Origin of the sequence: Paraglaciecola arctica, from assembly GCF_018861065.1 — a bacterium.
GTDB classification, from domain to species: domain Bacteria; phylum Pseudomonadota; class Gammaproteobacteria; order Enterobacterales; family Alteromonadaceae; genus Paraglaciecola; species Paraglaciecola arctica_B.
The window spans coordinates 36,675-60,462 of sequence record NZ_JAHKQO010000045.1 but is presented as its reverse complement, the minus strand read 5'-3'; the positions used below and the strand labels follow the sequence as shown (position 1 = coordinate 60,462).

Here is a 23,788-nt window from a genome sequence, read left to right as displayed (position 1 = left end):
CAGTTAACGTTACCTTTTACTTTCTTGGCTGATAGCAGCCGACTGTTTAATTGTGGCTAATGGTAGTTGTTGCTGCATAGCTTTGATTGCCATTTCTGCCCCTTCCCTATAACTTTGTGCTTTACCGCACAGTTTGAGTAACGCGCCTGAATTCATAGCCACTGCGGCTTGGTGTGCTCCCTTTCCTTTGCCAACTAGGACGTTTTCAATTAGTGTTTTGTTTTCTTCTGGTTCGCCACCTTTAATGGCTTCTAACGGATAGTTTTCAAGTCCAAAATCTGCGGGGCAGACTGTTTCTTGGCTGAGCTCCTTGCCATTTACTTCTACTATTTGAGTGTCACCGTGTAAGGCAAATTCATCTAAGCCACTACCGTGTACAACTAAGGCTTTTTGGTAGCCCAACAACTGTAAGGTTTTTGCAAAAGGCATTAATAATTCAGGCGCATACACGCCAATAATGATATGGCTAGGGCGAGCTGGATTAACTAAAGGCCCTAGTAAATTAAACAAAGTGCGAGTTTTTAAAGTTGTGCGCACTGGCATTGCATGGCGAATGCCAGAGTGATAGTTGGGGGCAAACAAAAAACACAGGTTTGATTCGTCGAGACATTGGAGTGCGGTGTCTGCTGACATGGTTAATTCCAAATCGAATGCCTTAAATAAATCAGCTGAGCCCGATTTACTTGAAACACTGCGATTACCGTGTTTGGCTACTTTTAAGCCACAACTTGCAGCCACTATGGCTGAAGCTGAAGAAATATTAATGGTATTGTGTCCGTCACCACCTGTGCCTACTATGTCGGCAAAATCGTAGTTAGGGCGTGGAAAAATCGCTGCGTTGGCAATTAACGCCGCCGCTGCACCAGCTATTTCTTGCGGTTGTTCACCCTTAATTTTTAACGCTGTCAGTAATGATGATAAAACGATGTCATCCACTTGACCTGTGACTACTTTAGAAAATATCTCAGTCACATCATCTTGCTGTAAATCTTTACCTAGATAGAGTTGTTCTAGAATGTTATGGATCATTGTGCTGGCACCTTATCTTGGGTTAAAAATTCAATACTTTGCATCAATAACTGGCTTCCATGAGAAGTTAAAATCGATTCGGGGTGAAATTGGAAACCTAACATTTGATCTTGTAAATGTGCCACTGCCATAGGTATCTCAGAAAAACGCGCCAATACACTCAATTCTTCCGGCATATTACTGGCCATTAGTGAATGGTACCTAGCTACAGGTAAGGGCTGTGGCATGTTGCTAAACATTTTATCGCCGCAATGTTCAATTAAGGATGACTTACCATGCATGACTTTATCTGCGCGAATAATGTCGCCACCATATGACTCAATAATTGCTTGATGTCCTAGACAAATTCCTAACACCGGAAATTGACCTTTGACTAGATCTAGCAATGCTAACATTGACCCAGCTTGTGACGGATTACCTGGACCAGGGGATAACATCAACATCACCTGCCTTTTTTGCCCGTTTGAGTCTGTCTGCTGCGCTTTATATTGCATCTTTTGTAACACTAATTCAGCTGGCACACTATTGCGATACACAATCAATTCAAGGCCTAAGGTTCTTAGTTCGTCCACTAGGTTGTAAGTAAAGGAATCAAAGTTATCTAACAAAAACACACAAATTGGGTGAGTGGTTTGAGCCGCGGATGAAGTCATTATGCTGCTCCTTGTGCTGGTGATTGAGAACTGGAAATAATGGCACTGATGACCGCTTGCGCTTTACCGCGGGTTTCATCGGCTTCTGATTGTGGATCTGAGTCATAAACCACACCGGCACCCGCTTGAATATAAGCGGTGTTGTTTTTCACAAATGCAGAGCGAATTACAATACAAGTATCCATATCACCTTGGCTGTTTATATAACCAACTGCACCGCCATAACTGCCACGACGTTGTTTTTCTACCTGTCGAATTAAAGTGGCTGCACTGACCTTAGGAGCGCCTACTAAGGTGCCCATATTCATACAGGCTTGGTAAGCATTGAGTGCGTCTAAGTCCTCGCGCAATTGCCCCACTACTCGTGACACTAGATGCATCACATGAGAGTAGCGGTCTACCTTGAGTAAGTCAGTGACATAACGAGTGCCGGGTTTTGACACTTTAGCTACGTCGTTACGTGCTAGATCGACCAACATGATATGTTCAGCGCGTTCTTTCTGATCTTCTTGTAAGTTAAGCTCTAAACGACAATCTAAATCTAAGTCGATGCTACCATCTGCACGTTTACCTCTGGGGCGCGTGCCTGCTATAGGATAAATTTCTACTTGATTACTTTGTTTGGTGTATTTCAATGCTGACTCTGGTGATGCGCCAAACATACAAAAATCGTCGTCTTGTAAGAAAAACATATAAGGACTAGGATTTTGTTGTTTTAAGGCCCGATAAGCATCGTGAGGGTGAGGGCAGGGTAAGCTAAAAGTACGGGATGGTACCACTTGAAAAATGTCACCCGATAAGATGTTTTCTTTCAACTTAATTACATCATCAATGTATTCTTGATCGGATTTGTTAACCTCTAAATCTTGAGCTGTGATGACTGATTTTGTGGTTTCAGTTAAGGGTTTGATTGTGCCTAGTTTATGTTTGACTTGCTCTAAACGCTGACTTACTGAAAAATAATTGTTGGCCACATTTTTACCACTAAACACACTTCCGATGATTTCACTTTGCTGTGTCTGATGATCGATAATTACTAAGGTCTCTGAAAGGTAAAAAACAAAGTCTGGGCAAGTATTGGCGCTGTCTACAACCTCAGGTAACTGTTCAAAACTGGCCAACAAATCATAGGCTAACGCGCCCCCTAAAAACACTGCGTGAGGATGTTGGCGTATAGCGGTGATTTTATTGGTTATCAAGCGTAACGCGTCAAATACGGCAGGTGCTTTTAAACGGCTGTCTTCATCGAGATCGGCATCAGGTGCAGGAAAAGTCAGGGTCACTAGCCCTTTAGATTGGTCATACTTATGGGTTACGCCAACCGGGCAGTATTCATCAAACATCGGTAATACAGCATGACCATTATCTGATAATGCACGGCAAAATACTTGCTGACCATGGCATTCAATCTTGATGGCTGAATCTACCAACAGCAAACTTTTAAGGTTGTCTTTGCTATCTATTTCGGCAGATTCTAACAGCAAATTGTTGCTTCGGCCTTGGCACAAGTATTGATACGCATGTAATGGGTCGGCGACGTAATCTGCCGATACAACTAATGTTTCTACTTTGCCAAACTGCTCTGTTAACTGGGCTAAACTCATTTTTTGATTCTCTAATACAATTTATCTTGAAGAGCAGGCGTAAAAAAGCCCGCATTATACGGGCTTTTTTGAAATTTATTTGCGAATTTAAAATTCAAACACAAACACTCACAGCCCGTTAGTTCAGGATGTGCCACCACCAAATGTTGCGTGTTTGAATATTTTTCATTATTTATATAACTCGTTATCAGTTTAAATCGGTAATTTGGCTGTTATTCACACGGGGATCGGTATAATAGCGCCAAACAACAGTAATTTCGTGTGTATAGAAGAAAACAAATTTAGCTCTATGTCAACACTCAAATTGTTCTTATCCAGAAATAATAATAATTAATAACGAATTAAGAAAAGTATCATTCAATGAAAATCGATCTACATAGCCACACTCATTACTCTGATGGACACCTGTCACCAAAGGAGTTGGTTGATCGTGCGCACAATATGCAAGTTGATGTTTTAGCAATTACCGATCATGACACCATTGATGGTATTCAAACGGCTATGGATTATCAGTCGCAGCAAAAACGCGCCATGCAGATTCTTTCGGGAGTTGAAATATCAACGTCTTGGCATAACTTCGATATCCATATTTTGGGTCTCAATGTTGATCATACTAACCCACAGTTTTTAGCTCGCTTAGACGATCAAAGCCAAGAGCGTGACAGACGTGCCCAGCAGATGTCGGATAAACTAGCTAAAGTAGGCATTCTAAACGTTTTTGAAGACGCAAAAGAGTTAGCGGGGGTAGGGCAAATAACTCGAGCACATTTTGCAAGAGTACTAGTACATCGCCAAGTCGTAAGAGATTTTGATTCGGTGTTTAAAAAATACTTAGGTAAAGGCAAAAAAGCCCATGTAAAACCTAAGTGGATAAGCATTGAACAGGCCATTACGTGGATCCATGACGCCGGAGGTAAAGCGGTATTAGCGCATCCAGGCCACTATGATATGACAACCAAATGGTTAAAGCGTTTGGTTACTGAGTTTGCTAATGCGGGGGGAGATGGAATGGAGGTGATTCATTCGCACCTTAGCCCAGAGCGCAAAAAAATGTTGGCAGATTTAGCCACGGAGCATAACTTGCAAGCGTCCAGTGGATCTGATTTTCATTATCCTAACCGCTGGACCGAATTGGGCAAAAACCTTACGCTTCCTGAACAACTTGTGCCAATATGGCATGACTGGGCGTTAGTTGATTAATTTATCGTTAGTTAATGTAAATTTGGGTAACCGATAACAATACTCTACGAGCAATACTGCTGTGATAGTAGAATAGGAAACATTTATGAGTCAGTTTTTTTATATCCACCCAGATAACCCACAAGCACGTTTGATTAAACAGGCTTGTGAGCTTATTCACCAAGGTGCTGTGGTGGTGTACCCGACAGATTCGGGTTATTCCATTGGATGTCATATGAATGACAAAGCTGCCTTAGATCAACTTTGCCGCATTCGACAGATTGGTAAAGACCATAATTTCACATTGATGTGTCGTGATATGTCGGAGCTATCGGAATATGCAAGAGTCGACAACACAGCCTTTAGAATGATCAAAAATAATACTCCAGGGCCCTATACCTTTATTCTAAAGGCTACCAAAGAAGTGCCTAAGAGATTACAAAATCCTAAAAGAAGAACGATTGGTATTAGAGTGCCTGACAACAAAATTGCATTGGCACTATTAGAAGAGTTAGGTGAGCCCTTAATGTCGACCACACTCATTTTACCGGGTGCATTGGTGGCAGAGTCTAATCCTGATGACATTCGTGACGAATTAGAAAAACAAGTGGGCTTGATTATTCATGGTGGCTTTTTGGGTGAACAACCTACCACTGTGATTGATATGTCTGAGGGAGAGAATACTATTATCAGAGAAGGCAGTGGCGACACTAGCCCTTTCGTTTAGCTAAATAAGATATGCTCAATGTCTGCAGATAATCGCTCTTTTTCAGCCTCTTCCCTAGCCAGTGAACCTGTTCAACAGCCGCTACCTCTGGCATTTGTTAATGGTGAAGCCTTAGTTGAAAAACCCGAAGATTTGTATATTCCCCCTGATGCACTAGAACTGATTTTAGAAGCATTCGAAGGTCCTTTGGACTTATTATTGTATTTAATTCGTAAGCAAAAATTCGATATTGTTAACTTACCTGTATATCAAGTTACCCAGCAATACATGGAATATGTGGAGTTGATGAAAGACATTAAGCTTGAACTTGCTGGGGAATATTTATTAATGGCGGCGATTTTAGCTGAGGTTAAATCTCGACTATTATTACCTAAAAGGGCGGATGCAGAGGAAGATGAGGATGATCCACGAGCCGAACTTATTCGCCGCTTAAAAGAGTATGAACGCATCAAAAAAGCCGCCCAAGAGCTTGATAATATTCCTAGACAAGAAAGGGATGTTTTTACTGTCACTGTGGATACCGCAGACTCAGTCGAACCACTACGAATTTTACCGGTAGTGAGTTTGCAAGAACTGGTTTTAGGGTTTCAAACTGCGATGAACAGAGCACAAGCATTCGAACATCACCATATAGAAAAAGAAACCTTATCTACTCGCGAACGAATGAGTTTGATTTTAGAGCAAATTTCGTCGCAGCATTTTACCGGCTTTGATGAACTGTTTCATGCAAGCGAAGGCAAGCCCGGAGTAGTCGTTACTTTCTTAGCTATTTTAGAATTGGCCAAAGAAAGTTTAATTGAGTTAGTACAAGCTCAGCCCTATGCCAACATTCACATCAAAATGAGTGGACCGCTAAAGTATACTGAGGCTGAATTAGATGGCTAAGATATCAAGAGTACAGCTTAAACAACTAGTCGAAGCGGCAATCTTTGTGGCTGACCAACCGGTTTCAGCGGAGCAACTGCAACTTACTGTATTGGAAGGTTTGGGTGTTAGTAAAACCTTGCTCAGAGACACGCTAAAGGAGTTGCAGTTAGATTATCAAGCGAGAGGCATACAGCTAGTCGAAGTGGCATCAGGATATCGTTTTCAATCGGTTGACAGTTTAAGTCCGTGGTTGGGTAAACTGTGGCAAGAAAATGCTCCCCGCTACTCAAGGGCGATGTTGGAAACCTTATCATTAGTCGCATACAGACAACCTATAACCCGTGGCGAAATAGAGGATGTGCGGGGTGTGTCGGTAAGTAGTCAAATAATGAAAACCTTGAGTGAAAGAGGCTGGATCAAAATCATAGGCCACAAAGAAGTGCCAGGGCGTCCTTCGTTGTATGCCACAACTAAGGTGTTTCTAGATTATTTTGGGTTAAAGAGCTTAGGCGAATTACCCAGCAGTGAAGATTTTATTGGGTCTGAAGTGTCAGACGAAACAACAAACATTCTTTTAAGCGATGCCACACAAGATGTCGCAACAAAAGGTCAACCAACAGAACCTGTAGCAGGAGAGGCAACCTTGCACACTCCTCCAGATGAACCAGAGCAATTACATTAATGAGTGACAAATTACAAAAAGTACTGGCCAATGCCGGAGTCGGATCGCGCCGCGAGATGGAAAGATGGATAGAAGCCGGACGCATATCTGTTAACGGAAAGTTGGCTACCTTAGGTGACAGGGTCGAGCCAGCAGATAAAATTCGTGTTGACGGCAACCCAATTAGTACCCCAAATGACGCCCCGACTTGTCGAGTGCTGATGTACAACAAACCCGAAGGAGAATTGTGCAGCCGTAAAGATCCCGAAGGCCGACCAACTGTCTTTGATCGCTTGCCGGCGATTAAAAATGGCCGCTGGATAGCAGTAGGTCGTTTGGATATTAATACCAGTGGTTTATTATTATTCACTAATGATGGCGAGCTAGCTAATCGTTTGATGCATCCCAAGCACGAAGTAGAACGCGAATACTCGGTGCGAGTATTTGGCACCGTAGAAGATATGATGCTGAAACGTTTAACAGACGGCGTAAAACTTGAAGACGGCGAAGCTAAATTTAATGAAATAGTCAAGAAACCGGGTGATGAAGAAAGCTTAAACACTTGGTATAACGTCAGTTTGTCTGAGGGACGTAACCGCGAAGTGAGACGATTGTGGGAATCCCAAGGTTTGCAAGTTAGTCGCTTAATTAGGGTGCGTTACGGGGCGCTTGAGTTACAAAAACGTTTACCTCAAGGTGGTTGGATTGAGCTAGGGTTACCTGATTTAAATACACTACGAAAGAGTGTGCAATTACCTGCCGAAACTGAGACTTTGATTAAAATTGACCCAGGTAAATTGGATCATGTAAAGATTAGTCGTATGCGTCGTTCGGTTAAAAAACACAGAGTTAGACAAGCAAATAGTAAAAGAGATTAACAAATGAGCAAACACTTAGTTGTCTAAGTGTTTGCTCTGAATCTTTAGGCCTTTCTGGTTTACCCTAAAAAATTATCGATTACTGTTTCCGTGACATCAGTAATTTGATCACTGTATTCCCCTTCGCAATCAATAAGTTACTCTCAACAATAATTTACAACTAAACACTAAGTTATATTACTTTTTAGGGAGAAAAATGAACTGATACGCTTTATTTGTAATAAAGGTGTCATGAATTAACTGCATACTCCGCGCGGTTCGCCCCAGAGAAACCCTTAGGAGTCTAAGCTTGAAAATTATTCGCCATAACATAAGAAACAAGTTGTTATTACTTCTTTGTTCGTCATTGTTGCTATTGGTTGTTGCGTTTTGTATCGGGTTTTCTTCATTGCGGGCAGTCATCGAAGACTATAGCCATACCATTAAACAAGATGTGCATTACATGACTGAAGTGGGCGAACTGAATGTTCTGTTTAAAACTCAAGTTCAAGAGTGGAAAAACACGCTGATTAGAGGTGAGAACCCTAAACAATTAACTAAATATTGGGGCAGTTTCAATAAACACGCCGAGTTGATTCAAGAAAAGTATCGATACCTACTGTCGGTGATGCCTAAGCAGCAACCAGGGTATCAACACCTTCAGGTTTTTGCCGATGGTTATCCTCCTATGGTGGCAGCTTACCGTAAAGGTTACGATGCATTTATAGCCTCTAATATGGATATCCAATTGGCAGATGCCAGCGTAAAAGGCATTGACCGAGCGCCAACCCAAAATTTAAATCAAGCGGTGATGGCCATGAATAAACAAATAGACACAAAAAAGATCGTTATGGATGAACGTGGCTCCTCTGCCTTCACTATCACTATCATTGTGGTTTTTTTGGCAATTTTACTAACCATGGCCCTGATCACTTGGTTTTTAGATACCCGAATCCTGAAACCTCTGAATCGAGTTAATCGTGTTTCTAAAAATATTGCTCACGGCGATTTTACGGGGGCAATAAGGGCTACGACTTATGATCAAATAGGACAGGTTTCTAGTAATTTTAACTTAATACAAGATGGTTTAAGTCATGCGTTAAGTGGTATTCGAGGGGACGTCAAAACTCTTGGAGGTACCATAGAGGAGCTGATGCTTGCTTTTGGCGACGTGACCCGTGGTTTGGAATTACAGAACGACGAAACCAAAAAACTGAGTACTACTATGCATGAAATGACTCAGTCAAATGATTCGGTCAATGATGCCATTCATCAAGCTAATACTTTTGTATCTGAGTCTAATGAGTTGGCAGACGAAGGGCAGCTAATGTTCGATGAGAATGTCAAAACCAGTCAAGGCATGCTTGAGGCCACACTTTACGCTTCTGATATTATTACCGATCTAAAAAATGACTCCGATAACATTGGCAATGTAGTGAACGTTATTAATGGCATCGCCGATCAAACTAATTTGTTGGCTTTAAATGCCGCTATTGAGGCCGCAAGAGCAGGGGAAACAGGACGTGGTTTTGCAGTAGTCGCGGATGAAGTGCGCACGTTGGCCAACAAGACTCAATTGTCTACGCAACAAATTTCTCAAAATATTGCCAAGTTACAAAGTGAAGCAGACAAGGCAGTGAAGGCCATGAGCCAAGGTAAAGACCAAGCGGAAATTAGTTTAGAGCAAGCAAAACGATCCCAAGAATTTGTGGATAAATTACATGCCGCCTTTAATAAAATCAGTAGTCTTAACGTAACGATAGAAAAAGAAATGCAGGTACAAAAGCAACAAACTGACCAAATTAACCAATTCTTAAACACCCTAGATTTACAAAGTACTCAGTCGCGTCAACAAACACAAATCATGCAGCAAGCATCCAACGTATTGACTAACATATACGGCAGCATTGCATCATCTATCAAGGGGTTTAGACTTAAGCAAATATGAGGTTTGTCAGCCTCAACGATGTTAAAGTATTGCGATAGTCTCTTGGCAATCAATAATGCAACTTATAAAAACCGCTTTTCATCCCAACGTGTGTGCAGAGGATATTTTACCTTCAAGTAGCCTACAACTGATTAAGCGTCATGCTGCGCGAGCCATTGTGATCAAGGGTGATGACATTTTACTGTTATATACGCGTCGGTATCACGATTACAGTCTCCCTGGAGGAGGAATTGATAAGGGAGAGGACGCCGTGTCGGGCTTAATTCGTGAACTTCGCGAAGAAACGGGGGCGAAGGGCGTGCGAAATATTAAGCCTTTTGCACGTTATGTTGAGTACCGCCCTTGGCATAAAGATGATGCAGGTATTATTGAAATGATTTCCCATTGCTATCTATGCGATATTGATGCCGACTTAGGCGACACTGCCTTTGAATTACATGAAGTAAATAATGGAATGCGTCCCGAGTGGATAAACATTTATGAGGCGATTGCCCATAACGAAAATGTCATTTTGCATAGCGACAAAAAAGGTCTGTCGATTGAGCGGGAAACCTTTTTATTAAAATACATAGTCGAAAATATTTTGAAAGTAAATGCACCAGTAGATGTGATTTAAATGCCATTAATGAACGTTCTATTCACTTAACTATACAGCGAATATCAGCGAGTAATTTTAGGTTGCGTTTTTAGCTGCAGTGACGCGAAACCTAGGTCCAGTTTATTTTAGACACAGGTTTCACGATTTCTAAAGTGGATTATTGTTGGGCGTCGTAGCGGCGTTCTACCTTAGATAATAACGCCGGATTTTCAATTTCTAAAATCACCACTTGACGTAAAATGATTCTACCTTTGACATCGGATGATGCGTCTATAGTGAGGGTAGGGGGACTATGTTCACGAGATTTTTCACTCCACCAACCTTGGTTTTCTTGAGATTCAAATTCTATATCGCCTGTTACAACTGATGCGTCTCTTAGGGTGATACTACCGTTTTGGGTTTTGATGTCATCGCTAACAAAAGTCTGGGTTAGGTGTATGTCTCCGTTTACAGTAGCAATGTCTTTACCCACCATAGAGCCTGTACCTAAGGTGATATTGCCATTAACCGTACTAACATCATGTTTCACAGATAAATAGGATTGTGCCTTAATGTCGCCATTAACAGTTGATAATTCATAGACTTGGACGTTATCAGCAATCTCTATATTGCCATTTACCGCGTCCACATCACGAGCGCTTGCGTTATCTTCAAAAGTAATATTGCCATTAACTGAAGAAACGTTACCTACACTTTGGTTTTCGGCAACGTCTACACCACCAAATACACTGCTGTATTCGTTATCATCGCTGTGATTTTCATCGTGGCCACCTACATGGATAATGCAGCCAGAGGTGCTTAGGGTTAAAGCTGCAAGCAAGGCTGCGGTTGTTAGTTTAGAAAATCTCATAATTGCCCTTAGTGTGTAGTGAATTATTTTTTTGTTGTGTCGTTACTTTTTACAGGTACAGCAGAATGTGTGCCAAATAGGTAAGTACATGATAAATATACGTACTTTTGTTTTTATTAATAGTTAGTCGCTGATAGATCACTCAAAGTTGGTTAATTTAGCAAATAATTGGTTAATTAGATTGATTGCACTTCAGTGCATTTATTTAGTTTCCCGTAAATGTGCAGATATTGTTGCTGTGGCTAAGGACAACAAAGTTTGGATTAATCACAAAGGTACTTGTATTTGTGTATCACTTAGGCCATCTTGTTTAGCTTGCTAAAATTCACTCCTTAGGAACTCGAGACACGTAAATGCTTACAACAGAACAAAAAAAATCTTATCAACAAAATGGCTATTTGGTCCTTGAAGAGTGCTTTTCTGCCGAGCAGATGGGCGTATTAAAAAACTCGGCTAACAACATAGTGGCTGAGTTCGATCCTAATTCAACTCGCACTGTATTTTCGACTGAAGATCAAACCAAAACGCGGGATGACTATTTTTTATCCTCAGGGGACAAAGTACGTTGCTTTTTTGAAGAAGATGCCTTTGATGATAAAGGCCAACTTAAACAAGACAAGTCTTTGAGTATTAATAAGATTGGTCATGCCTTGCATCAACTAGTGCCAGAATTTAAGGGTTTTAGTCATAACGATAAAATTCGCGATATCGCATTAGATTTGGGTTTAGCTAAACCACAAATTCACCAATCTATGTACATATTCAAACAACCCAAAATTGGCGGTGTGATACGTTGGCATCAAGACGCCAGTTACTTTTTAACTACACCTATCTCTGTGGTGACTTTTTGGTTGGCCGTAGAAGATGCCACTCTTGAAAATGGTTGTTTACAGGTAGGAAAAGGCTGTGCAGAAATGCCTTTAAAAGAGCAATTTAAACGTTTTGAAGACGACACCACAGAATTAACGCAATTACATGATTTTCCTTGGCCAGATGACGATACGGCTCTTCCTTTAGAGGTAAAGGCTGGTACTTTAGTGGTGTTTAACGGTTTGCTGCCGCACTTTAGTGCCCCTAATGTATCCGACAAATCACGCCACGCTTTTACACTACATATTACTTGTGGCAATACTCTATATGCGCAGGAAAACTGGTTGCAAGCGCCGCCAAGCAAGTTGTAGACGTTATTAGAGTGAAATTGTTTTACCACTGGCCGCTGACTTAAACGCGGCCTCAACCACATGTATGTCTCGCAACCCTTCTTCGCCAGGCACTAAGATTGGTCCTTTGTTTAAAACGGCTAGCGCGTCATGGTCCATTTGTATCGCTTGTTGAAGGCCGTTAATAGCAGGGAAACGTTTGCCGTCACTTGTTATGCCTGTGACTCCGTTATATTGCGACATGGGATCCAACTGGTACCAACCTTTTTCGCAATCGATTTTTATCTGGTTGAAGCCTTTCACAACACTGGTGGCACATTCTGCGATTAATCCTTTCGGAAACTCCAGAGTAAAATAGGTGGTTTCGTCGACTTCTTTGAATATATGTGGATGAGACTTGTCATGTTTGGCTGTAATTGCAATGGGTTCAAGTCCCGTTAGAAACCTTGCTCCATTGAGTGGATAGACGCCCATGTCATACATGGCTCCACCACCCATTGCTTTTTTCATGCGCCAATTGTCTGCAGCCATACCGTTACCTGCGTAACCTGCTTGGCTAACGATATTTTGTATTTTTCCATAAGGCTGAGAATGCTTAAATTCCATTAACTTTCGAGTGTTTGGTTCATGTTGCATCCGATAACCCACAGTGAGTTGTACTTTATTTTTGTTGCAAACATCGATAATTTGTTGGCATTGGTTTGTGTTCATCGCCATGGGTTTTTCACACCAAACATGTTTGCCTGCATTGGCAGCTATTTCACAATATTTGAGGTGTAATGAGGTAGGAACAACCACGTAAACAACGTCAATATCAGGGTTGTTGGCGATTTCATGCATGTTATCGTAGGAATACACGTTTTTGTCTGGTATCTGATAACGATGCTGCCATTGGGGGATTTTGCTTGGCGTGCCAGTAACTATGCCCCGTAATTCACAGTGCTGAGTGAGCTCTAACGCTGGAGCTAATAAACCTTTGCTGTAGTTTCCTAGCCCTACTAGCGCTACACCAATCTTGCTGTTGTTTTGGCCTTGAGTATTAAAAGCCCAACTAGTGGATAAACTCGAAGCGATACCCGCACCGGCAATCTGAAGAAAGTGCCTTCTCGATAATTTAGAGGATAATTTGGACATAGTGACACCTTTAGTTTGCGGTTTTCACTTTAGGCATATGAAATATCCTTATGCCCTATGTTTTGTTTCAGGTATCAGTGTTATTTAATGTAGTATTTGAGTCAAATGTTATAACCCTGCAATTTTAAGTCAGTTGAGTAGAAGGCCAGTGTTTCAATTAGAAAAATTTAGTTTAAAAGACCAAGTGTCGAAGCAAGAGTGGCAAACTCGAGTCGATTTAGCGGCGTGTTACCGTTTGGTTGCAGCGCACGGTTGGGGGGATTTAATTTACACTCATATTTCGGCGCGTGTCCCAGGTACGGATTATTATTTGGTGAACGCCTTTGGATTAACCTTCGAGGAAGTCACCGCGTCTAACTTAGTTAAAGTAGACTTAGAGGGTAACGTGTTAGATGGCTCCCCTTACCACATTAATCCGGCTGGTTTTACGATTCACAGTGCAATTCATGCGGTGCGTCATGACGCCCAGTGTGTTATTCATTTACACACCAAAGCCACTATAAGTGTAGCCACTATTCAAGGGGGACTGAAGCCTTGGAGTCAATACGCAATGTTTTCGTTGTCGTCATTGAGTTATCACGGTTACGAAGGCTTAGCTGTTAACGATGACGAAAAAGCGCGATTGCAAAGTGACCTTGGTCAAAACAATCACATGTTATTACACAACCACGGCGGCCTAACTTTAGGTCCAAGTGTCGGTGATGCCTTTATGCGTTTTTACGACTTACAGCGTGCCTGCGAAATTCAAATGGAATTGTTACAAAGTGGCCAACCAATAATTGAAATTGAACAAGCTATAGTGGATGGCATATATCAGCAAGCCAACATAGTGCATAGTGGCGAAACTGGTGGACAAAAAGCTTGGCCTGCCATGCTTAGAAAAGCTTATAAACTGGATCCCAGTTTTTGTGAATAAAGGTTAGATTAAGGTTGTTTTCTTTTGTGGGTTGAGGGATTAGCAGACATTGAGTAAATAGATTAAAAAGGTCTGCTAATCCGACAAATCGGTTATAAGCACTAGGGATTTTATTAGAGTATTTGGCTACCAAAGCCCATCTTTAGGAACATCTTTTATTCGTCGGCCATATGCCACTAACTGCGGTTGGTGAACCACTCACTTAACGATCACAAATAGCAGAAATCAGACGGTGAGGATTTTTAAGATACTACACCTCGCTGACGGCGCAGATATTGAAGATATTACACGTCATTCCCTCGGAGGAGGGAACCCACTAACATTAACCGTGCAGCCAATTTAAATCGTTTAAATACAGTATGAAATGAGTGTATTTTAATCAATTTTATCTTTGGAAAAAAGACTTTATTGCCATCTACAGATGTTGTTGGAGGTTCCTTCCTCCGAAGGAATGACGAGGATAAACGAGTGGATGTCACCTTCTGCTTTCTCAGTATACGTTTAAATTCATTACCATCGGTATATGAATTTACAAAGTCACCCATTATAAATAGTTAGACCAAACGCGGCTCAGATATCCATTTTTATTATGGCTGTCTTCGTAAAGTGGTCCGTCTTCGTAAAGTGGTCCTACAGTGTTTTAAGTATCGCTTTTTTATGCACTTTAATAGAGCGCAAAGTTGGCTTTTGGTATGTGCTTCTTATTTGGTTTTTTGCTGGATCGTTAGGAACATTTTTTACCACGCAATTTGGTGCAGCTCCATGGAATACGGGTACAGGAGCTTCACAAGCTGCACTCGGCTTTTCTGGTTTTGGGTTATTGCTGTACCTCTTCAGGTTCAAACGAAACTATTTACTCTTAATTTGTTTACTGTTTGCTATCATTCCTGCAATGTACCTTGATTTCAAAACTGCGGGATACCCAAAATTAGGACACGCGTTAAGTTTTGTAGCTGGTATTTCATTGGCAGTATATTTTCTCTTCGGCCAACCAAGCAGAGTTCAGAGTATTGAAAGAAGTTAACAAACAATTTATGTTACTCGCTGCCGCTCGCTGGGACACAAACACGTACGCGGCTTCGCCATTATTGCACACGTGTTTGCGGCCCTTAGTAATCTAGAAACCAATGTCGAAAATGGCAAAAACCACTCCTTCGAATAAACCTGTAATTATACTGATAGCATCCATTTTATATTTTCTTGTCATTGATCCGGCAGCGACTATGCGGCACCATCAACTTTAATAAAATCTGCATTCGTCAGTTAAAAATCATCTAGTTGTACAAAAAATTGAACGACAAACGTGTTGCCCAACGACTAACGCTACATTAAACCAATTTAAAATAAGTAACAGGATCACCAAACATGAAAATTACCCGTGTTGAAATATTCGACATTCATTGTCCAAAACGGCCACCTTGGAACCCAGTATTTGTGCGTATTCACACAGATGAGGGCATTTCTGGTGTGGGTGAAGCAGGGCTTGCCTATGACTTAGGTCACAGTGCCGCTGCGCATATGGTCAAAGAAATTGCCGAAGCCATGTTGATTGGTTTTGACCCAATGAATACCGAATTGTTATGGTCGCGTATGTTACGGGAAAGTTTTTGGGGGTTAGGCGGCGGTCCAGTGTTATACGCGGCAATGAGCGCCATAGATACTGCGTTGTGGGATATAAAAGGTAAAACTTTTGGTGTGCCGGTGTACCAGTTATTAGGTGGTAAAACTAACGGTAAATTAAGAACTTATGCTAGCCAGTTACAATTTGATTGGGATAAAGAGTGTACTAAGTTGACCCAACCAGAGCAGTACGCAGAAGCCGCACTTAAAGCTGTAGCTGAAGGTTATGATGCGGTTAAGGTTGATCCAATAGTATACGACGCAGAGGGAAATTCCTCTTTTGATCGCACTAGGTTATTTACTAAACCACAAATGCGCTTATTTGGAGACAGATTACGGGCTATTCGTAGCGCAGTTGGTGAAGATGTAGATATTATATTTGAATCACATTCGTTAATGGGCGCAGCTTCAGCGATTCAGATGGGTGAAATAATTGAAGAAGTAGGCTGCATGATGTACGAAGAGCCAGTGAATTATTTAAATTCAGCGGTGCATAAAAAAGTCGCGGAAAATGTACGCGTACCTATTGCAGGTGGTGAACGCCTTTATCATCGTTGGGATGTGCGCCCTTACTTTGAAGATCAGAGTATTGATGTTTTACAACCAGACGTAGGTTTATGCGGCGGCTTTACTGAAACCAAAAAAGTCTGTGATTATGCCGATGTATATGACATCCGAATACAGGCTCATGTGTGCGGCGGGCCTGTCGCCACTGCAGCCAGTTTGCACTTAGAAACCGCTATCCCGAATTTTCTAATTCATGAGCATCATACCTATGCGATAAAAGAGTGGAATAGAGAATTATGTATGCAAGATCCTCAACCCGTTAACGGTTTTTTTGAAGTCTCGGAAGAGCCTGGTATTGGTATAGAATTGAATGACGAAATCGTTTACCGCTCACCTAATATGGAGGTGAAGTAGTTTCTACATGAATTAGCGTTTTAGATAGAAACGCTAATAAATAAAAAGGCCGTTGATGTTTTACATCAACGGCCTTTTCTATTTTTCAAACACACTAAGCAGCGTCAGCGTGTGTTGCTTCTTTCTCGTTCACTAACTCTAGATTTTCATCTAATAAATCCATATCAAAAGTAAACTCGTCAACACGGATAGCCAATTTACGTTTATCGTTGTATTCGATAACTAGCGCGACTTCTTGCGCGGTTAATTCACCGGCTTGTTGTAATTTAGCCACAGCATTTTCAAAAGAAACGTAAGGTACCACTGGGGTTTTACGCAATGCCTTTTGAATTTTCTTAAGCTGTGGCATCACAGCATGTTTCGCTTTGAATGCTTGCTCATTTATGTCGTTGCCGTCCCCAGGGATGACTTTCACTAAATGTGTTAACTGAGCTTTGATGCTGGTGTCTTGCATAGATGCTTCAGATAAGGTGCGTTTTAAATCGTCAGAAATGCCTTTCACCGCAGTGGTATAAGTATTGGTTAATACCCGCATTAAGCCTCGTACCGCTGTGTTAGGGAAATTCCCAATAAATTCGTTTAGCGCGGTTTCGCCTTTATTTAAACACCACTGAATAGCGTACTCGAAGTAAGGTAAGGCTTCGTTACGGCTTTCAACACGTTGCTCGTAAAAACGCACCACGGCCATAGCGGCATACATGTAGCTCATAACGTCACCTAGGCGTGCTGATAACATTTCCGCTTTCTTCAAGTCGCCACCTAACACTAATAATGATAAATCAGCCATTGGCGCAAGTTTCGCAGCAAGGGCGTTCATACGCTTTTCGTATTTACGGACCTCTGGTAACGCTGATTCGGCGCCACGTGTCAAAGGTAAGTAACTCTTAGACAAACTGCGGAACGCATTTTTCACGCTAAAAGCAACGGTTTTACCTAACACTTTATTGAATCGAGAGTCAGCGTCTTTTTCGCCGCTATGGATTAAATCTACCATTTCTTTTAAATGAGGATGACAACGCATAGTGCCTTGACCAAAAATCATCAAACTACGGGTGAGAATATTGGCGCCTTCTACAGTAATAGCGATAGGTAAGGAAACATAAGCACTGGCTAAGGTGTTTTGTGGTCCTCTTTGTATTGCTTTACCCGCTTGAATATCCATGGCTGTATTCACCACATCACGACCTAGTTCAGTCATATGATATTTAGCCATTGCTGTTACTACGCCTGGTTTGAGACCAAGATTAAGACCTTCGGTGGTTAATACACGCATGGCTTCTAGAATGAAGGTTTTACCCGCAATATCAGCCATTTCTTCTTGAATACCTTCAAAGCGACCAATAGGTACACCAAACTGTTCACGTACAAATGAATATTCAGCGGTAGACTTAAATGAGGTTTGTGCAGACGCCACACCCATAGCTGGCAATGAAATACCACGGCCTGCACCTAAACAAGCCACCAACATTTGCCAACCACGACCGATATTGTCTTGGCCTCCGATAATGAAGTCCATTGGAATAAATACATCCTGACCACGTGTAGTACCGTTATAAAACTTAACACCCATAGGATCATGACGATTACCCAGTTCAACACCTGGGTGCGACTTAGGAATAAGCGCACAGGTAATTCCGAGTTCTACTTGGTCACCTAATAAGCCGTCTAGGTCGAATACTTTAAAGGCCAAACCTAAAACTGTAGCGATAGGGGCTAGGGTGATATAACGCTTATCCCATGAAACTTTGAGGCCGATTACTTCTTTACCTTCCCAGATGTCTTTTGTGACTATGGCTGCATCTGGAATAGCGCCGGCATCTGAACCCGCTTCAGGGCTAGTTAAAGCGAAGCATGGAATATCTTTGCCTACTGCTAGGCGAGGTAAATAGTGATTTTGCTGCTCGGCAGTACCGTAGTGCATTAACAACTCACCCGGCCCCAATGAATTAGGTACCATTACTGTTACAGCTAAGGCACCACTTTTGGCGGCTAGTGTTGCTACTATGGTGGAGTTGGCATAAGGAGTAAATTCTAAACCGCCAAACTTTTTAGGAATGATTAACGCAAAAAATTTGTTAACAGACAAGAAATCCAAAATATCTTGTGGAAGATGTTTGGCTGTTTGTAAATCAAAGTCATCCACCATTGCCAGTACTTGTGCTACTGGACCGTCCAAAAACGCTTGTTCTTCTGAACTAAGTTTAGCGCTAGGTACATTACGTAAAGCATGCATGTCAGGTTTACCCTGATAAATAGAGGACTCTAACCATACATCGCCAGCTTCTAAGGCTTCTTGCTCAGTAATTGAAATAGGGGGTAATACTTTTTTAAGACTTGTTCTAATACTCATTTTTAGCTCATCCGCTCATCTGACCAGTTGGTGTTTATAATACTGATTTTCACAAAAAGATCAAAATTCTTTGGTATGTTGCCGCATTGATTGTTACGTAAATGTATTCGTTTACGGAATAAAAACCAGATTTATCAATGGTATAGTTAGTAATCTCAATTATTAGTTAAAACCTAATAATTTTTAAAAATAGTTGAAAAGAATTCGTTTTGAGGTGGTTGAAAAGTAATCTTTATAAGGCCGATATGCGTAATTAGGCATTGAGTTTATGGCTAACATGCTATCCTCACAGTGGTGAATTTTGTGTGCAATAACCATAAAAGCTGTAGATTATTAAATTGGAAAAATGAGGTTGGATGAATAAGTGAAAAACACTTGGCTAGACTTTGCGATTAACCGACCAAAAACGGTTCTTATTATTGGATTTTTGCTTATTTTCGCCACTGCCTTTGGTGCCAAAAATTTGTATTTTCGTGGTGACTATAAAGTGTTCTTTGAAGAGTCCAATCCGCAAAGAATGGCCTTCGAGCAGATGCAAAACACTTTTAGCAAAAATGACGGTGCTAGCATTATTATTGCCCCTAAATCAGGGGATGTTTTCAATTTGCAAACCTTATCTTTGGTCCATGAAATGACCAAAGAAGCGGAACAAACTCCTTTGTCTATTCGCGTGGATTCGTTAACCAACTTCCAGCATACCTGGGCTGAAGACGACGACATGATAGTGGAGGATTTAGTATACGACTTGGCGGATCTTGATGAACAAAAGTTTGCTGATGTTCGGAATATAGCGTTAAGTGAGCCGAATTTAGTCAATCGTATTGTTTCACCTAATGGCGATGTCACGGTAATTAACGTGTCAGTTAACCTTCCTGATGGGGACCAAACCGCGGATGTTAATTTGGTCACCCAGTCAGTTAAAGCGTTAACTGATGAGTTCAAAGTTAAATATCCAGAACATGATTTTTATCATACTGGCGTAGTATTGATGAATTACTCTTTCGCAACATTTGCTGAGCGAGATTTTGTCACTATTGTTCCTCTGATGTTTTTGACTGTTATTATCATCATGTGGTTATTGTTAAAAACAGCGGTTGGGACGTTTTCTACTATTGTGGTAATCGCGACCAGCATAGCCGCAACTATGGGAGTCGCTGGTTGGTTTGGCATGTTTATGAGCACTGCTACTGTGAATGTACCTACTATGGTTATGACACTTGCTGTTGCTGACTGTATTCATGTGATTTCGACTATGTTGTACGAAATGCGCCAAGGTAAAGATAAAAAACAAGCGTTGCTCTACAGTATTTCACTTAACAAAATGCCTATTTTCATTACCAGCGCTACAACCGGAGTTGGCTTCTTAACCCTCAACTTTTCAGCTGTGCCAATTTTGGCAGATTTGGGTAATTTAACTGCATTAGGAGTTATATTTGCCTGTATCTTTTCGCTAACGATATTGCCAGCGTTAGTGATGGTTCTCCCTATAAAAGCTCCACCTATACAGCTCTCCAACACTCAGTTGAGTTTTACCGAGAAGTTTGGTGAATGGGTGATCACGCACTATAAGAGAATTTTACCTTATACGTTATTGGTTACGGTAATCGCGATTGGTTTCTCATTCAAAAACCACTTAAATGATGTGCCAACCGCTTATTTTGATAAAAGCACAGAATTTAGACAGTCCACCGATTTTCAACAACAACACCTCAGCGGTATGACTAATTTGGATTTCACGGTATTTACTGGTGAAGATTCTGGTATTAACAAACCACAAACGCTGCAGCGCATAGAAGCGTTCAGCCAATGGCTTAGAGCACAACCTGAAATTGACCACGTTTCAACTATTACTGATACCTTTAAACGTCTGAACAAAAATATGCATGCTGATGATGCTAAGTATTATCGGATTCCAGACGATAGAGAACTGGCAGCGCAATATTTACTGTTGTACGAAATGTCGCTGCCATACGGTTTGGATTTGACAAACCAACTCGACATGAACAAATCGGCAACCCGTGTTATGACTATGGTCAAAAATGTGGGTAGTAAAGAACTCACCGCCCTTGAAAGCAAAGCGCAACAATGGTTTAAAACAAATGCGCCTGATTTAAAATTGACCGCGGCAAGCCCTGGTTTAATGTTTGCTCACATAGGTGAGGCGAACATGGCGAGCATGTTAGAAGGAACAGTGGTGGCATTGGTGCTGATATCTGGCCTTTTGGTCTTTGCTCTTAGATCTTTTAAGATGGGTGTAATAAGCCTGTTGCCTAACTTATTACCTGCTGGTATTGGTTTTGGAATTTGGGGGATTTATTCTGGCGAAGTCAATCTCGGGCTTTCTATCGTACTTAGCATGACATTAGGGATTATTGTCGATGATACTGTGCATTTTCTGAGTAAATACCGTCATGCTCGAGTAAACGGTAAAGACGCAGAACAAAGTGTACGATATGCCTTTGCAAGTGTAGGCAGGGCGTTATGGATAACTACTTTAGTGTTAGCGACTGGATTTTCCATTCTGATGCTGTCACCATTTGCGTTAAATTCAGAAATGGGCATGTTAACCAGTATTATTATTGTGGTTGCCTTGGCGGTCGATTTCTTGTTTTTACCGCCATTTTTAATGACCTTTGATAGAAAAAATATCTCCAGGAGTTGACCCATGAATAAAAATCTTCTTTCTTCCTCTACAATATTTACATTAGTTTTCGCACTTTTAACCTATTCTGTGAGTAGTTATGCCCAGTCTCCGCAAGAAAAGGGCTTAGAAATAGCAAAAGAACGTAAATTAAGAGATCAGGGCTGGGGAGACAGTACCGGTAATATGAGTATGATTTTACGCAATGCTCAAGGAGATGAAGTTGAGCGTAAAATGCGCTTGAAATCTTTAGAGTTAGTCGATGATGGTGACAAAGGTATGACTATCTTTGACCAGCCATTAGATGTAAAAGGCACAGTATTCTTAAATTTCACTCATGCCAGCGAACCAGACGACCAATGGATGTATTTACCTAAATTAAGCAAAGTAAAACGCATACGCTCTCGAAATAAATCAGGTCCGTTTATGGGAAGTGAGTTTGCCTTTGAAGACATGAGTTCTTTTGAGATTGAAAAATATGAATTTAAATATCTAAGGGATGAGACTTATGAGGGACAAGCGAGTTTTGTGTTAGAGCAAGTGCCTACAGACAAAAACTCTGGTTATTCAAAACAAATCGTTTGGGTCGACAAAGAACACTACAGAGCCTTAAAAATTGAATTTTACGACCGCAAAGGAAGTTTACTTAAAGAGCTTGTTAATCTAGATTTTGCTTTGTATTTAGACAAATATTGGCGTCCCATGCGAGTTGAAATGTTTAATGAACAAAATGGTAAAAGTACCGAACTTATTACCCACGAATTGAATTTTGATACAGGTTTAACCGACAACGATTTCAATAAGGGGACTTTGAAGAATGTTCGATAATAAACACTATGATATTGAAAATGGCTAATGAAAATTTTTAAAGGATCCACATTGAAGAGATTGCTCCCAGTTATTGCACTTTTGCCAACGTGTGTGTTCGCTGATATTGAATACACAGGCAACGCGGCTGTCGAACAGCGCTACTTTTTCCAAGATGCACTTTACTCTCAGCATGAAAGAGCAAATTTGTCAGTATATTTTGCTCCCCAGGCCTATACCTCATTTAACGATGGTAATGACAGCATAGTGTTTAAAGGTTTTTACCGGGTTGATCAGCAGGATGAAGAACGAACCCACGGTGATATTCGTGAATTTAAATGGACACATAGTGGTGACGAATGGGAAGTCCAGGCGGGAATAGGCAAGGTATTTTGGGGCCAAGCTGAATCATTGCATTTAGTAGATATAATTAATCAAACCGATGCCATAGAAGCCATTGATGGCGAAGACAAATTAGGTCAACCCATGGCAACCTTTTCTCTATTTAAAGATTGGGGAAATACCACAGTTTTTGTATTGCCTTATTTCAGAGAACGTACGTTTTCAGGCGAAGACGGCAGATTCAGGGCTGCTTTGCCAGTAGATACTGACAACCCCATTTTTGAATCACCAGACGAAGAAAAAAACCTCGATTGGGCTTTGAGGTGGCAACATACTTTGGGCGATTGGGAAGTAGGTTTGTCTTACTTTGATGGTACCTCAAGGGAGCCTGATTTCGTGCTAAACAATGAAACCTCAGAGCCAAGCTTGCGCCCGTTTTATCCGCAATTACAACAAGCTGGTATAGATGTATTAGCCTTGTTGGGTGACTGGATAGTTAAATTTGAAGGTATTCAACGTAAAGTATTAGATCAAGACTATACCGCCTTTGTTGGGGGCTTTGAGTATTCGTTTATTGGCTTGTTTGATAGTGTTTATGATATTAATTGGTTAATGGAATACCAATATGATGGTCGAGAAGATATCACTAATGTTATTTCACAAAATGATTTGATGCTTGGCACTCGACTCGTGTTTAACGATATTGACGGCACTCAAATTTTAGCTGGCGTGGTGCAAGACCTAGATTATTCAAATGTCAGGTCGGGCTTTATCGAAGCGTCGAGTAGGATTAATGATCACTGGAAGTGGCGTGTCGACGCCTGGATGTTTTCTAGTGATGAACCTGCTGAACCCAGTTTTATGTTACGCCGAGATGATTATGTTCAATTAAGCTTAGAGTATTACTTTTAGGATAGTGTTCTT

General features: G+C 41.2%; 19 protein-coding genes. 13 read left to right on the top strand and 6 right to left on the bottom strand.

Annotation, left to right across the window (positions count from 1 at the left end; all coding sequences use genetic code 11):
• Nucleotides 1-9: 9 nt before the first annotated feature.
• The 3 genes from trpD to KO534_RS19300 are packed head-to-tail and all read right to left on the bottom strand — an operon-like array spanning nt 10 to nt 3,286.
• Nucleotides 10-1,029, bottom strand: a complete 1,020-nt coding sequence (gene trpD, locus KO534_RS19310) for an anthranilate phosphoribosyltransferase (protein ID WP_215932299.1) — start codon at nt 1,027-1,029, stop codon at nt 10-12.
• A complete protein-coding gene (locus KO534_RS19305) occupies nt 1,026-1,682 on the bottom strand; it encodes an aminodeoxychorismate/anthranilate synthase component II (protein ID WP_215932296.1) in 657 nt (218 codons plus the stop codon). The genes trpD and KO534_RS19305 overlap by 4 nt, the downstream gene beginning before the upstream one ends.
• Nucleotides 1,682-3,286 (bottom strand): anthranilate synthase component 1, encoded by a 1,605-nt coding sequence (locus tag KO534_RS19300; protein WP_215932294.1) that lies wholly within the window; start codon nt 3,284-3,286, stop codon nt 1,682-1,684. The genes KO534_RS19305 and KO534_RS19300 overlap by 1 nt, the downstream gene beginning before the upstream one ends.
• Before the next feature lie 360 nt (nt 3,287-3,646).
• Between KO534_RS19300 and rnm the strand changes: the two genes are divergently transcribed.
• From rnm to KO534_RS19265, 7 genes are all read left to right on the top strand, one after another.
• A complete protein-coding gene (gene rnm, locus KO534_RS19295) occupies nt 3,647-4,486 on the top strand; it encodes an RNase RNM (protein WP_215932292.1) in 840 nt (279 codons plus the stop codon).
• Nucleotides 4,487-4,571: 85 nt separating this feature from the next.
• Nucleotides 4,572-5,192 (top strand): L-threonylcarbamoyladenylate synthase, encoded by a 621-nt coding sequence (locus KO534_RS19290; RefSeq protein ID WP_215932289.1) that lies wholly within the window; start codon nt 4,572-4,574, stop codon nt 5,190-5,192.
• A gap of 18 nt (nt 5,193-5,210) precedes the next feature.
• Nucleotides 5,211-6,077, top strand: coding sequence for a segregation and condensation protein A (locus tag KO534_RS19285; protein ID WP_215932286.1), 867 nt, complete (start codon nt 5,211-5,213; stop codon nt 6,075-6,077).
• On the top strand, nt 6,070-6,741 hold the full coding sequence (scpB, locus tag KO534_RS19280) for an SMC-Scp complex subunit ScpB (RefSeq protein WP_215932283.1): 672 nt from the start codon (nt 6,070-6,072) through the stop codon (nt 6,739-6,741). The genes KO534_RS19285 and scpB overlap by 8 nt, the downstream gene beginning before the upstream one ends.
• A complete protein-coding gene (gene rluB / locus KO534_RS19275; protein ID WP_215932281.1) occupies nt 6,741-7,598 on the top strand; it encodes a 23S rRNA pseudouridine(2605) synthase RluB in 858 nt (285 codons plus the stop codon). The genes scpB and rluB overlap by 1 nt, the downstream gene beginning before the upstream one ends.
• Nucleotides 7,599-7,887: 289 nt before the next feature.
• Entirely contained in the window at nt 7,888-9,525 is a 1,638-nt protein-coding gene (locus KO534_RS19270) for a methyl-accepting chemotaxis protein (RefSeq protein ID WP_215932279.1), read from the top strand.
• Nucleotides 9,526-9,580: 55 nt separating this feature from the next.
• Entirely contained in the window at nt 9,581-10,141 is a 561-nt protein-coding gene (locus KO534_RS19265) for an NUDIX hydrolase (RefSeq protein WP_215932277.1), read from the top strand.
• A 139-nt stretch (nt 10,142-10,280) separates the two neighbouring features.
• On the opposite strand, the gene KO534_RS19260 is transcribed toward KO534_RS19265, so the two are convergent.
• The gene (locus tag KO534_RS19260; protein ID WP_215932275.1) at nt 10,281-10,973 is read right to left on the bottom strand and encodes a DUF4097 family beta strand repeat-containing protein; all 693 of its coding nucleotides are present in this window, start codon (nt 10,971-10,973) and stop codon (nt 10,281-10,283) included.
• A 353-nt stretch (nt 10,974-11,326) separates the two neighbouring features.
• Here KO534_RS19260 and KO534_RS19255 point away from each other — a divergent pair, with 353 nt between their 5' ends.
• Nucleotides 11,327-12,154: a phytanoyl-CoA dioxygenase family protein gene (locus KO534_RS19255; protein WP_215932273.1), complete on the top strand. Its 828-nt coding sequence runs from the start codon at nt 11,327-11,329 to the stop codon at nt 12,152-12,154.
• A 6-nt stretch (nt 12,155-12,160) separates the two neighbouring features.
• Here KO534_RS19255 and KO534_RS19250 read toward each other — a convergent pair whose 3' ends face one another.
• A complete protein-coding gene (locus KO534_RS19250) occupies nt 12,161-13,267 on the bottom strand; it encodes a Gfo/Idh/MocA family protein (protein ID WP_215932271.1) in 1,107 nt (368 codons plus the stop codon).
• A gap of 148 nt (nt 13,268-13,415) precedes the next feature.
• Between KO534_RS19250 and KO534_RS19245 the strand changes: the two genes are divergently transcribed.
• Together KO534_RS19245 and KO534_RS19240 are read left to right on the top strand one after the other, a co-directional pair.
• Nucleotides 13,416-14,183, top strand: a complete 768-nt coding sequence (locus tag KO534_RS19245; RefSeq protein ID WP_215932269.1) for a class II aldolase/adducin family protein — start codon at nt 13,416-13,418, stop codon at nt 14,181-14,183.
• Between the two features lie 1,365 nt (nt 14,184-15,548).
• Nucleotides 15,549-16,724: a mandelate racemase/muconate lactonizing enzyme family protein gene (locus tag KO534_RS19240; RefSeq protein WP_215932267.1), complete on the top strand. Its 1,176-nt coding sequence runs from the start codon at nt 15,549-15,551 to the stop codon at nt 16,722-16,724.
• A 94-nt stretch (nt 16,725-16,818) separates the two neighbouring features.
• On the opposite strand, the gene KO534_RS19235 is transcribed toward KO534_RS19240, so the two are convergent.
• Nucleotides 16,819-19,074 (bottom strand): acyl-CoA dehydrogenase, encoded by a 2,256-nt coding sequence (locus tag KO534_RS19235; protein ID WP_215932265.1) that lies wholly within the window; start codon nt 19,072-19,074, stop codon nt 16,819-16,821.
• A gap of 364 nt (nt 19,075-19,438) precedes the next feature.
• Between KO534_RS19235 and KO534_RS19230 the strand changes: the two genes are divergently transcribed.
• Genes KO534_RS19230 through KO534_RS19220 form a run of 3 tightly spaced genes read left to right on the top strand, consistent with a single transcriptional unit; the run spans nt 19,439 to nt 23,776 of the window.
• Nucleotides 19,439-21,736: an efflux RND transporter permease subunit gene (locus KO534_RS19230; protein WP_215932263.1), complete on the top strand. Its 2,298-nt coding sequence runs from the start codon at nt 19,439-19,441 to the stop codon at nt 21,734-21,736.
• Nucleotides 21,737-21,739: 3 nt separating this feature from the next.
• Nucleotides 21,740-22,543 (top strand): outer membrane lipoprotein-sorting protein, encoded by an 804-nt coding sequence (locus KO534_RS19225; protein WP_215932261.1) that lies wholly within the window; start codon nt 21,740-21,742, stop codon nt 22,541-22,543.
• A 51-nt stretch (nt 22,544-22,594) separates the two neighbouring features.
• Nucleotides 22,595-23,776 carry a hypothetical protein gene (locus KO534_RS19220; protein ID WP_215932259.1) on the top strand — a complete coding sequence of 394 codons (1,182 nt, stop codon included), beginning with the start codon at nt 22,595-22,597 and terminating at the stop codon, nt 23,774-23,776.
• Nucleotides 23,777-23,788: the final 12 nt, after the last annotated feature.